Source organism: Paenirhizobium selenitireducens ATCC BAA-1503, from assembly GCF_000518785.1.
Lineage (GTDB): Bacteria > Pseudomonadota > Alphaproteobacteria > Rhizobiales > Rhizobiaceae > Allorhizobium > Allorhizobium selenitireducens.
Map to the genome: position 1 here is coordinate 165,168 of NZ_JAEG01000002.1, position 11,354 is coordinate 176,521.

Genomic DNA, 11,354 nt, shown 5'->3' on the forward strand with positions numbered 1-11,354 from the left:
TCTCTTACTTCTTCTTCAGGTGGCGGGAGCGCATGATGAACTTGTCGGTCGACTTGTTCGAGCGGGTCCGCTTGCCCTTGGTCGGCTTGCCCCACGGGGAAACCGGGTGGCGACCACCGGACGTACGGCCTTCACCACCACCGTGCGGGTGGTCGACCGGGTTCATGACGACACCGCGGTTATGCGGGGTCTTGCCACGCCAACGGGTACGACCGGCCTTGCCGTCGTTGATGTTGCCGTGGTCCGGGTTGGATACGGCACCGACGGTGGCCAGGCACGAGCCCGGAACCAGGCGCTGTTCGCCGGAGTTCAGGCGCAGGATCGCCATGCCGGAATCGCGGCCGACGAGCTGTACATAGGTGCCAGCCGAACGAGCGATCTGACCGCCCTTGCCCGGCTTCATTTCGACGTTGTGAATGATCGAACCGACCGGGATCGACTGCAGCGGCATGGTGTTGCCGGGCTTCACGTCGACGGCCTTCTCGGACGAGATCACCTTGTCGCCGGCAGCCAGACGCTGCGGAGCCAGGATGTAGGCCTGTTCGCCGTCGGCATAGCTCACCAGAGCGATGAAGGCGGTGCGGTTCGGGTCGTATTCCAGACGCACGACGGTGCCTTCGACGTCGAACTTGCGACGCTTGAAGTCGACCAGACGGTAGGTGCGCTTGTGACCACCGCCGATGAAGCGGGCGGTGATGCGACCCAGGTTGTTACGGCCGCCGCTCTTGGACAGACCTTCCGTCAGCGCCTTGACCGGCTTGCCCTTGTAGAGGCTGGAGCGGTCGACGATGACGAGCTGACGCTGGCTCGGCGTGATCGGATTGAAATGTTTCAATGCCATTGTTCTTGTTCCCTACCTCAGACGCCCGTCGACACGTCGATGGACTGACCTTCGGCGAGCGTAACGATCGCCTTCTTGACGTCCTTCTGCTTGCCGGCGAAGCCGCGGAAACGCTTTACCTTGCCCTTGCGGACGAGCGTGTTCACAGCGGTGACCTTGACACCGAAGAGTGCTTCAACAGCAGCCTTGATTTCCGGCTTGCTGGCACCCTTGGCGACGTTGAAGACAACCTGGTTCTGTTCGGATACCATGGTCGACTTTTCAGTGATCGACGGAGAGACGATCACGTCGTAGTGGCGAAGATCAGTCATTTGAACCGCTCCTCCAGAGCTTCAACCGCAGCCTTGGAAAGCACGAGCTTGCCACGACGCAGGATGTCGTAAACGTTGATGCCCTGAACCGGCAGAACATCGATGTTCGGGATGTTTGCGGCTGCGAGCTTGAAGTTGCTGTCGATCTCGGCACCGCCGATGACCAGAGCATTGGTGAGGCCGAGCGTCTCGAAGTTGCCGACGAGAGCCTTGGTCTTTGCTTCGGCGGCGACGAGCTGATCGATGATGATCAGGTCTTCCGACTTCAGCTTGGCCGAAAGCGCGTGACGCAGAGCGAGCGCGCGAACCTTCTTCGGCAGGTCATGGGCGTGGCTGCGAACAACCGGGCCGTGAGCCTTGCCACCGCCGCGGAACTGCGGAGCGCGTGCCGAATGGTGACGCGCGCGGCCGGTGCCCTTCTGCTTGTACATCTTGGCGCCGGTGCGCGAAACTTCCGCGCGGGTCTTGGCCTTGTGGGTGCCCTGACGCTTGTTGGCGAGCTGGTAGCGGATCATGCGGGCGAGGATGTCCTCGCGCGGGTCGAGACCGAAGATCGCATCCGACAGGGAAACCTTGCCGGCGTCTTTGCCCTCGAGGGTTGTGACGTTCAATTCCATGGTGTGGCTCCCTTACTTCGCTGCCGACTTGACGGCGTCGCGTACGATGATCCAGGAACCCTTGGAGCCGGGAACGGCACCCTTCACAAGGATCAGACCGCGATCTTCATCGGTCGAAACGACTTCAAGATTCTGGGTGGTGACGCGGGTCTGACCCATGTGGCCAGCCATGCGCTTGCCCTTCCATACGCGGCCCGGATCCTGGTTGGAACCGGTAGAACCGTGCGAACGGTGGGAAACCGACACACCGTGCGTCGCACGGAGACCGCCGAAGTTGTGGCGCTTGATGGCGCCGGCAAAACCCTTACCGATGGTCGTGCCGGTCACGTCGACCAGCTGACCTGCGGTGAAATGGCCAGCGGTGAGCTGGGTGCCGACGTCGATGAGGTTGTCTTCCGAGACGCGGAACTCGACGAGCTTCGCCTTCGGCTCGACGCTTGCTGCGGCGAAATGGCCGCGCAGGCCCTTCGAGGTATTCTTGACCTTCGCCTGGCCGGCGCCGAGCTGTACGGCGACGTAGCCGTTCTTCTCGGTCGTACGCTGGGCAACGACTTGTACGTTATCCAGACGCAGAACTGTTACCGGGATATGCTCGCCGGCGTCGTTGTAGACGCGCGTCATTCCCACTTTCTGTGCAATCACACCTGAACGCATTGGTTCATTCCTCTTGAGAGTCGCACCAGGTTCCGAAGAACCCGAAGCTTGCCTCTTTGTTTAAGGATTCCATTCAAGCCCTTCCGGACCATCAGGTTTCCCGTTTCGAGAAGTCGTTGGCAGGACTTGCCACGTACCTTCCTTGTTATTTCGGCTCTCGCCGGAATTTCTTCTTAGAGCTTGATCTCGACGTCAACGCCGGCAGCCAGGTCGAGCTTCATCAGAGCGTCGACGGTCTGCGGGGTCGGATCAACGATGTCGAGCAGACGCTTGTGCGTGCGCATTTCGAACTGTTCACGGCTCTTCTTGTCGACGTGGGGCGACCGGTTGACGGTGAACTTTTCAATGCGGGTCGGGAGCGGTACCGGGCCGCGAACGCTAGCACCAGTGCGCTTTGCGGTCGAGACGATCTCCCGCGTAGAGGCATCGAGAACCCGGTGATCAAACGCCTTGAGGCGGATACGGATATTCTGGCCGTTCATTCGACTTATCCTTGTTTCTTTTCTTGCGTCCCGCGTGCGCAGAGACAGTGAATTACGAATTGCTGGCCGGCCCCTGATTTTCAAAAATCACAGGGACACCGTGGGTGTCCCTGTCACTTATAAAGCATGAGGTGCCCTGCCCGCCCCGATCGCAAGAGCTGATCGGAAAATGCAGCGCAAGAATCGGATGATGCAAATCACCATCCGACTCTGTTCTGGCCGGCGACATACACTGCCGCCGGCTATTCGTCAATCGATTACTCGATGATCGAGGCAACGATGCCGGCGCCGACGGTGCGGCCGCCTTCGCGGATCGCGAAGCGCAGCTTTTCTTCCATCGCGATCGGCACGATCAGTTCGACTTCAACCGTGACGTTGTCGCCCGGCATGACCATTTCCGTGCCTTCCGGAAGCGAGACGATACCCGTCACGTCCGTCGTGCGGAAGTAGAACTGCGGACGGTAGTTGGTGAAGAACGGCGTATGACGGCCGCCTTCTTCCTTCGTCAGGATGTAGGCTTCTGCCATGAACTTCTTGTGCGGCTTGACCGAACCCGGCTTGCACAGGATCTGGCCACGCTCGACGCCGTCACGGGCAACGCCGCGGATCAGAGCGCCGATGTTGTCGCCGGCCTGGCCCTGGTCGAGCAGCTTGCGGAACATTTCAACGCCGGTCACCGTCGTCTTGGTGGTCGCACGAATGCCAACGATTTCGACTTCTTCGCCAACCTTGACGATGCCACGCTCGACGCGGCCGGTGACAACCGTACCACGGCCCGAGATCGAGAACACGTCTTCGATCGGCATCAGGAAGGGCTGGTCGATCGGGCGCTCAGGCGTCGGGATGTAGGCATCGACAGCCGCCATCAGCTCGCGAACCGCGTCTTCGCCGATCGTCTTGTCCCAATCTTCCAGAGCAGCCAGAGCCGAACCCTTGATGATCGGGATTTCGTCGCCGGGGAAGTCGTAGGACGACAGGAGTTCGCGCATTTCCAGCTCGACGAGCTCGAGAAGCTCGGCGTCGTCAACCTGGTCGACCTTGTTGAGGAACACGACGATCGCCGGAACGCCAACCTGACGGGCCAGCAGGATGTGCTCGCGGGTCTGCGGCATCGGGCCGTCGGCAGCCGAGCAAACCAGGATCGCGCCGTCCATCTGGGCAGCACCGGTGATCATGTTCTTGACGTAGTCGGCGTGGCCGGGGCAGTCGACGTGGGCGTAGTGGCGGGCAGCCGTCTCATACTCGACGTGAGCCGTCGAGATGGTGATGCCGCGGGCCTTTTCTTCCGGCGCTGCGTCGATCTGGTCATAGGCCTTGTATTCGCCAAAATACTTGGTGATCGCAGCCGTCAGCGACGTCTTGCCATGGTCGACGTGGCCGATCGTACCGATGTTGACGTGCGGCTTATTGCGCTCAAACTTACTCTTTGCCATTTGAATGCTTCCTATGATCGAGAAAGATGTGAAGCCGGCGTACCGGTTTGGTCCCGCCGTTTAAGGCTTTCGAGAGGATTGCGCAAGACTTAATTGCTTTGGCCCCGGATCGCAGGGACAGGGTCGTACCCTGCCCTGTCGACCGGGGCCAAATCGGGTCCGCTGCACGCCGGGACGGCGCCGGACAGGTTCGTTATTTCACTCTCACCTTACGGTTCGATCGCCACTTTCAGCACGCCGTCGCGCTGGTTGGAGAAGAGGTCGTAGGCTTCCTCGATGTCGTCGAGCTTGAAACGATGGGTGACCAGCGGCTTCAGGTCGACGCGGCCCGAAGCGCAGACTTCCATCAGGCGGCGCATGCGTTCCTTGCCGCCCGGGCAGAGCGTCGTGACGATGCGATTGTCGCCCAGCCCCGCCGAAAAAGCGCCGAGCGGTATGGTGAGATCGCTGGAATAGACGCCCAGGCTCGACAGCGTCCCGCCGGGGCGCAGGGATTCGAGCGCCGAGCGGAAGGTGCCTTGCGTGCCGAGCGCCTCGATCGCCACATCGACGCCGCGTCCGTCCGTCAGCGCCATGATCTGCTCGACGGGGTCACCGGCCTTGAAGTCGATGACGTGGTCGGCGCCGAGCTTCTTGGCGACCTCCATGCGGGACGCCAGCGTGTCGACGCCGATGATCGTCGTGGCGCCCATCAGCTTGGCACCCGCGACCGCGCAAAGACCGATCGGCCCGAGCGCGAAGACGACGACGGTGTCGCCGATCCTCACTCCGCCGCTTTCCGCGCCGGAAAAGCCTGTCGACATGATGTCGGGGCACATCAGCACCTGTTCGTCCGAAAGATGATCCGGAATGGGGCTGAGATTGGCCATCGCATCCTTGACCAGCACGTATTCCGCCTGGCAGCCGTCGATGGTGTTGCCGAACTTCCAGCCGCCCATGGCCTTGAAGCCGTGTTTCGTCCCGACGCCGTCCTGCGAGCCGCAGCCGCACAGGCAGGCATAGCTGTGACCGGACGGCGTGATGGCGCCGGCAATCACGCGCTGGCCTTCCCTGTAGCCGTCGACGGTCGAGCCGAGCTTTTCGATGACGCCGACCGGCTCGTGGCCGATCGTCAGTCCCTTCGCCACCGGATACTCGCCCTTCAGGATGTGCACGTCCGTTCCGCAGATCGTCGTCGTCGTGATGCGGATCAGGGCGTCGAGCGGGCCGACATCGGGGATCGGTTTTTCGTCGAGAACGATGCGGCCCTTTTCAACGAAAATTGCCGCTTTCATCTTTTGCGTCATGTCATTTTCTCCGCGGACGATGGTTCAGGCGGAGGGTAGTGCAATCGCAAGACAACTTGAACACGTTCTTGCGAGGACGCGGAAAATACATCGAGAGGCTTGCGTATTGGCAATTCCCAGGCTGTTCTGTCGACAGACAGCGCGACCAGATGCAATTCAGCACGGATGCGCCATAGAAGCGTGTGGGGAAACGTAACCGCCGGGGCCTGTCGGATGGAGGCAAGCCGGCTACTGTTTATGCGTCAGGCGAGAATGAGGAGGGAACATCTAACTGGAGCGGGTAGCGGGAATCGAACCCGCGTATTCAGCTTGGAAGGCTGCTGCTCTACCATTGAGCTATACCCGCGATGTTCGATCCGAGGACGAATGGTGGAGAGAGTTGGATTTGAACCAACGTAGGCTGAGCCAACGGATTTACAGTCCGTCCCCTTTAACCACTCGGGCATCTCTCCAGTCTATTCGTCCGGATCAAAGCGACCAAGCTTTTCAGTCGAGATTGCAGTGCCGTTGGCCCCGCGTTCTGCGGCGGGTATATGACGGCCCTTCCCGCTCATGTCAACACGATGAATGTGGAAAAATCTGGAAAAAATTTCACGCCGCAGAAAATGGCCGTCGGCCCGGCGGGTCTATCCCCGACGATCCCGGGCGGCTATAAGACCGCATGGCAAAAGATCCTAAGACAGACAAAACCGCCCGCGACACCCACTACGCTACGCTGCGCCGCCAGGTGCGCGACGGCAAACGCGAACGGGGCGAGATTCCCACCCCCGATCCGCGCAAGGACCGCCGCAAGGAGACCGACTGGACACCGCCGCAATTGGCGCCTGACCAGGTCCGCCTCTATGGCCTGCATACCGTGCGCGCGGCGATCGACAATCCCGAACGCGAGCTGATCAAGCTCAGCGTGACCCAGAATGCGCTCGTCAGGCTGGAAATCGGTCCGGTCGATTCCCTCGGTTTTCCTGTGGAAATCGTCACGCCGCAGGATCTCGACAAGCAGCTCGGCCCCGACGCCATCCACCAGGGCGCCATGCTGGAGACACGGCCGCTTCCCGTGCGCCGGCTGGAAGCGCTGAAAGACAGCCCTCTCCTGCTGGTGCTCGACCAGGTGACGGATCCGCACAATGTCGGCGCCATCATGCGCACCGCCGTTGCCTTCGGGGCCGGCGCCGTGATCACCACCATGCGCCACAGCCCGACCGAGTCCGGCGTGCTGGCGAAATCCGCCTCCGGCGCGCTGGAAATGATCCCCTATATCCAGATCACCAATCTGTCGGATGCGCTCGGCGAACTGCACAAGCTCGGCTTCTTCACCGTCGGCCTTGATTCGGAAGGCCCGGCCCCGCTGGAAGGCTCGCTCACCGGCGACAAGGTGGCGCTGGTGCTCGGCTCGGAAGGCAAGGGCCTCAGGCAGAAGACGCGCGAGACCGTCAATGCGCTGGCGCGTCTCGACATGCCGGGCGAGATCAAGTCGCTCAACGTGTCGAACGCGGCAGCCATCGCGCTCTATGCCACCCGTCAGCATCTGCTGAAACGGACGGCATGATCGTCGTCTTGTGACGGTGCTCGACGGAACGCTGCAGGATGCCCATCCTGTGCGCCCTCGAGATGCAGGCGGCAGTTCGAGCGGACGGGGAAGACGACCAGCCCGCCCCGCCCGCCGAACTCAGGCCGCCGCAGGATGGAATCGGTTGACCGCCAGGTAACCGGCGCCGAGAAAGGCGAGCAGCACCAAGCCCTGGACGGCGGCGAAGGGCGGCTCGGAACCGGTCGGCGCCAATGCATTCAGTGCCGGGATCTTGGCGAATGCCTGAACCACCAGCACGAAGACGTTGAGATAGAACGAGACGGCCGCGAAGATTACGAAGATGGCACGCCAGCGGCCGTTCAGGTGGTAGCGATAGAGCGCAAGCATCGCCCCGACGAGGGTGGCCGTGGTGACGATCCCGACCCCGATCGCCGGCGTGAAGCCGCTGAAGGGAAAGAGGAACCCCGTAACTACCGTCGCCAGCGTGGCGAGCAGGAAAACCGCCGTCCAGCGCGACATGCGGTCGGACCGGAACCAGCCGTAAAGGACCACGAACCCAGCCGCGATGCCGACAAGGCTCAAGACCACATGGAAAAAGGTGAAAGGCGTCATTCCGAGGATCATAACGGAGCTCCGTCCTTGATGGCCGCAACCCCAGTAGAGGACGAATCGTCGCGCCTGTAAATTGCGATTTCTTGCCAAAAGCCAATTTTATTTGGCAAGACAGCGGATATCGCGGAGGGCTGTCGGATGCTCTTGGAGATCTGGAGCGCTGAAGCATGCCGGCGATCTTTGTGGGGCAATCAAGATGCAAGAAGCGTCGCAGGCAAGGGGCACTCTCCGCCGCTCTACAGGCGGACCTCCTGCGATCAGCAAAGCGCGCGTTTCTCTCCTTTTCCCGATCATGGTTAACGATCGGTCAACCCGAGGGCGGCTAGGATGGGAACAGAAACCACGGCTCCGCGTTCCTGCGTCAATTGGGAGGAAAGATCATGCTCGCACTGTTGAACACCATCCGCGGAAACATCGCGGAAGCGGCGGAAACCGGAACCTATGCCGATGGCGCGCTTTCCATTCCTGCCGTCGAGCTGCGCACCGCCTCCCGCCGGGATGCAGGCCGGGGATCGTATGCGCGCGACTATGGCGCCCAGCGCAAGGTCCAGCCCGATATCATCGGCTACGCCTGAGTCACCGGCGCAACGGGGACGTCAGCGGCGATCGAAAGCCGTGAAACGCCCCGCCTGGGAGGGGCATCTGCTGGCCGACTGCATCGATGCGGGCGGACGACGGCAGGGATGCCTCTGCTCTTCGGCTTCCAGCGCCATTCGCCGCCCTCACCCGCTTTCCAGCAAAAGCGCGGGCGTGAAAACGTCGTGATTTCAAAGAAGAGAAAAATGGTGCCCCCGGCAGGATTCGAACCCGCGACCCCCTGATTACAAATCAGGTGCTCTACCAACTGAGCTACAAGGGCAGTGGTGCCGTCATTAAGGGCAAATCGATTTGCGGTAAAGCAAAAATTTGGTGCGGCGGCCGGGAACGCGGTTTGCCCTACGGGCGGCGACAGGACCGTTTGCCGGCGCGAATGACTTGTGGTTACAGGGCTTTATCATGTACCACTGGCGCCAATCACAAAGGGCTGCCCATGTCGCGTGTGTTCCGGTCGCTTTCCTTCATCGCCTCCAATTCCGACGAGGCCCAAGCCTCGCGCGCCGAGCTGTCGGCACGCTATGGGAACGTGGAACCGGGGGAAGCGGACGTCATCGTCGCGCTCGGCGGCGACGGCTTCATGCTGCAGACGCTGCACGACACGATGAATTCCGGCAAGCTGGTCTACGGCATGAACCGCGGATCGGTCGGCTTCCTGATGAACGACTATTCGACCGAGAGCCTGCGGGAGCGCATCGCCGCAGCGGTCGAGAACGATTTTCACCCGTTGAAGATGACCACCACCAATGCCGATGGCTCGCATTCGGTCGCGCTGGCGATCAACGAGGTGTCGCTGCTCCGGCAATCCTACCAGGCGGCCAAGCTGCGCGTGATGATCGACGGCAAGGTCAGGCTGGACGAATTGATCTGCGACGGACTGATGGTCGCCACGCCAGTCGGTTCGACCGCCTACAACCTCTCCGCCCACGGACCGATCCTGCCGCTCGAGGCGCCGCTTCTCGCGTTGACCCCGGTGAGCCCGTTTCGCCCGCGCCGCTGGCGCGGCGCGCTCTTGCCGAACAAGGTGAGCGTCGAGATCATCGTACTCGAACCGGACAAGCGCCCGGTCAACGCGGTCGCCGACCATACAGAGGTGAAGTCCGTCATCCGGGTCCAGATCGCCCAGTCGGAGGACACGACCGCCCGCATTCTTTCCGATCCAGATCGTTCCTGGTCGGATCGCATTCTCGCCGAACAGTTTTCCGACTGAGGGAGATTACCGCATGGCCCCTACCCTGTTTCTCCGCGCCGGCCTTGTCGGCCTCATGCTGGCAAGCGGCCCGGCGCTCGCCGAGGACATCGACCAGCTGCCGGTGACGGCGACCTTCGTCATCAGCGGCGGCGCCTGGGAGGGCGATGCCGAGCCCCTTCCGACCGTAAAGCCCGTGGCTCCCGCGGCGGGCGACACAGCCGCTCCGCCACCCGCAGCGGAAGCTCCCGCAGCTACGGCGGAAACCGCCGCGCCGGCTGTGCGCAATGGCTATTACAAGCTGATCGCCATCCGCCAGCCGGACAGGACCGCGAAGGTCTATCTGCAGCAGATCCTGTCCAGCGAGACCGGTCCGCAGGTGCTGGAAAGCGTCGAGCTCGAGGAGTTCACCACGATCCGCCCCTACGTCACCGACATCCGGCCCGAGGATTCGACCGGTGTCAGCCGCCAGCCGGGATTCTTTGCCACCGTCTACCTGAAGACCGATCCGGCCCAGCTCGAGCCGGAAGGCTGGACGGTGCTGATCGACGAGTTCGGCGAGATCCGCGTCGAACGCGAGACGAACTGACAACCAGGATGCAAAACGGCGGGACTCTCGCCCCGCCGTTCGAATGTTCATCTGAGAGAACCCTATCAGTCGATGTCGCTGACCGAATCGGCGCTGCCGCTGATGCGGTGGGCAAGGGCTGCTTCCATGAACTCGTTCAGGCCGCCGTTCAGCACGGTATCGGGATCGGTGCTCTCGACGCCGGTGCGCAGGTCCTTGACCAGCTGGTAGGGCTGCAGGACGTAGGAACGGATCTGATGGCCCCAGCCGATGTCGGTCTTGGACGCGGCTTCGGCATTGGCCGCCGCCTCGCGCTTCATCAGTTCCGCCTCGTACATGCGGGCGCGCAGCATTTCCCAGGCCTTGGCCTTGTTCTTGTGCTGCGAACGCTCCTGCTGGCAGGCGACCACGATGCCGGTCGGCATGTGCGTGATACGCACCGCCGAATCGGTCGTGTTGACGTGCTGGCCGCCGGCGCCCGACGAACGATAGGTGTCGATACGGCAATCGCTTTCATTGATCTCGATGGTGATCGAGTCGTCGACGACCGGGTAGACCCAGACCGAAGAGAAGGACGTATGGCGGCGCGCATTGCTGTCATAGGGCGAAATGCGCACCAGACGGTGAACGCCTGATTCGGTCTTCAGCCAGCCATAGGCATTGTGCCCCTTGACGTGAATGGTCGCCGACTTGATGCCGGCTTCTTCGCCGTCGTGGACTTCCATCACCTCGACCTTGAAACCCTGCTTTTCGGCCCAGCGGATGTACATGCGCAGCAGCATGTTGGCCCAGTCCTGGCTCTCGGTGCCGCCGGCGCCGGAATGGACTTCGAGATAGGTGTCGTTGCCGTCGGCCTCGCCGGACAGCATGGCTTCCACCTGCAGGCGGCCGGACTCGGCCTTCAGCGCCTTGAGGGCATCCTCGGCTTCCCGGACGACTGTCTCGTCGCCTTCTTCCTCGCCCATCTCGATCAGCTCGATGTTGTCGGTCATCTGCCGTTCGAGGCGCTTGACGCCACTGATGCTGTCATCCAGCTGCTGGCGCTCGCGCATCAGCTTCTGGGCCTCGGCAGCATCGTTCCAGAGGTTGGGATCCTCCGCCTTGTTGTTCAACCAGTCCAGTCGCCTTACAGCCTGATCCCAGTCAAAGATGCCTCCTCAGCAGGCTTATGGCCTGCTTGATTTCGTCGACTACATTTTCGATTTCATTACGCATCGTGGTTGATCTTCACCTCGGTCT

Annotated in this window: 13 protein-coding genes and 3 tRNA genes; 4 read left to right on the forward strand and 12 right to left on the reverse strand. The window is 61.8% G+C overall.

Annotation, left to right across the window (positions count from 1 at the left end; translation table 11 throughout):
• Positions 1-4: 4 nt before the first annotated feature.
• The 9 genes from rplB to L867_RS0105285 form a co-directional block, all read right to left on the reverse strand.
• A complete protein-coding gene (rplB, locus tag L867_RS0105245; protein WP_028735902.1) occupies positions 5-841 on the reverse strand; it encodes a 50S ribosomal protein L2 in 837 nt (278 codons plus the stop codon).
• A gap of 17 nt (positions 842-858) precedes the next feature.
• On the reverse strand, positions 859-1,152 hold the full coding sequence (locus tag L867_RS0105250) for a 50S ribosomal protein L23 (RefSeq protein WP_028735903.1): 294 nt from the start codon (positions 1,150-1,152) through the stop codon (positions 859-861).
• A complete protein-coding gene (gene rplD, locus L867_RS0105255) occupies positions 1,149-1,769 on the reverse strand; it encodes a 50S ribosomal protein L4 (protein ID WP_028735904.1) in 621 nt (206 codons plus the stop codon). The genes L867_RS0105250 and rplD overlap by 4 nt, the downstream gene beginning before the upstream one ends.
• Positions 1,770-1,781: 12 nt before the next feature.
• Entirely contained in the window at positions 1,782-2,423 is a 642-nt protein-coding gene (gene rplC, locus L867_RS0105260) for a 50S ribosomal protein L3 (RefSeq protein WP_028735905.1), read from the reverse strand.
• Between the two features lie 173 nt (positions 2,424-2,596).
• Positions 2,597-2,905: a 30S ribosomal protein S10 gene (gene rpsJ / locus L867_RS0105265; RefSeq protein WP_006728688.1), complete on the reverse strand. Its 309-nt coding sequence runs from the start codon at positions 2,903-2,905 to the stop codon at positions 2,597-2,599.
• Positions 2,906-3,162: 257 nt separating this feature from the next.
• On the reverse strand, positions 3,163-4,338 hold the full coding sequence (gene tuf / locus L867_RS0105270; protein WP_028735906.1) for an elongation factor Tu: 1,176 nt from the start codon (positions 4,336-4,338) through the stop codon (positions 3,163-3,165).
• A gap of 209 nt (positions 4,339-4,547) precedes the next feature.
• Positions 4,548-5,624, reverse strand: coding sequence for an NAD(P)-dependent alcohol dehydrogenase (locus tag L867_RS0105275; RefSeq protein WP_037172650.1), 1,077 nt, complete (start codon positions 5,622-5,624; stop codon positions 4,548-4,550).
• Positions 5,625-5,896: 272 nt separating this feature from the next.
• Positions 5,897-5,970, reverse strand: a tRNA-Gly gene (locus L867_RS0105280).
• A 21-nt stretch (positions 5,971-5,991) separates the two neighbouring features.
• Positions 5,992-6,076, reverse strand: a tRNA-Tyr gene (locus tag L867_RS0105285).
• Positions 6,077-6,285: 209 nt separating this feature from the next.
• Here L867_RS0105285 and rlmB point away from each other — a divergent pair.
• Positions 6,286-7,170 carry a 23S rRNA (guanosine(2251)-2'-O)-methyltransferase RlmB gene (gene rlmB / locus L867_RS0105290; protein ID WP_028735908.1) on the forward strand — a complete coding sequence of 295 codons (885 nt, stop codon included), beginning with the start codon at positions 6,286-6,288 and terminating at the stop codon, positions 7,168-7,170.
• A gap of 120 nt (positions 7,171-7,290) precedes the next feature.
• Here rlmB and L867_RS0105295 read toward each other — a convergent pair whose 3' ends face one another.
• A complete protein-coding gene (locus tag L867_RS0105295; protein WP_028735909.1) occupies positions 7,291-7,776 on the reverse strand; it encodes a hypothetical protein in 486 nt (161 codons plus the stop codon).
• A gap of 368 nt (positions 7,777-8,144) precedes the next feature.
• On the opposite strand from L867_RS0105295, the gene L867_RS0105300 reads away from it, so the two are divergent.
• Positions 8,145-8,339, forward strand: coding sequence for a hypothetical protein (locus tag L867_RS0105300; protein ID WP_028735910.1), 195 nt, complete (start codon positions 8,145-8,147; stop codon positions 8,337-8,339).
• 208 nt (positions 8,340-8,547) lie between these two features.
• On the opposite strand, the gene L867_RS0105305 is transcribed toward L867_RS0105300, so the two are convergent.
• Positions 8,548-8,623 (reverse strand) — tRNA-Thr (locus L867_RS0105305).
• 171 nt (positions 8,624-8,794) lie between these two features.
• On the opposite strand from L867_RS0105305, the gene L867_RS0105310 reads away from it, so the two are divergent.
• Positions 8,795-9,568 (forward strand): NAD kinase, encoded by a 774-nt coding sequence (locus L867_RS0105310; RefSeq protein ID WP_028735911.1) that lies wholly within the window; start codon positions 8,795-8,797, stop codon positions 9,566-9,568.
• Between the two features lie 13 nt (positions 9,569-9,581).
• Positions 9,582-10,136, forward strand: coding sequence for a hypothetical protein (locus L867_RS0105315; protein ID WP_028735912.1), 555 nt, complete (start codon positions 9,582-9,584; stop codon positions 10,134-10,136).
• 65 nt (positions 10,137-10,201) lie between these two features.
• On the opposite strand, the gene prfB is transcribed toward L867_RS0105315, so the two are convergent.
• Positions 10,202-11,330 (reverse strand): peptide chain release factor 2 gene (gene prfB, locus L867_RS0105320; RefSeq protein ID WP_104368035.1). Its coding sequence is split into 2 segments (ribosomal slippage): positions 10,202-11,260 and positions 11,262-11,330, totalling 1,128 coding nucleotides; the frame shifts between segments, so codons are not numbered across the junction.
• Positions 11,331-11,354: the final 24 nt, after the last annotated feature.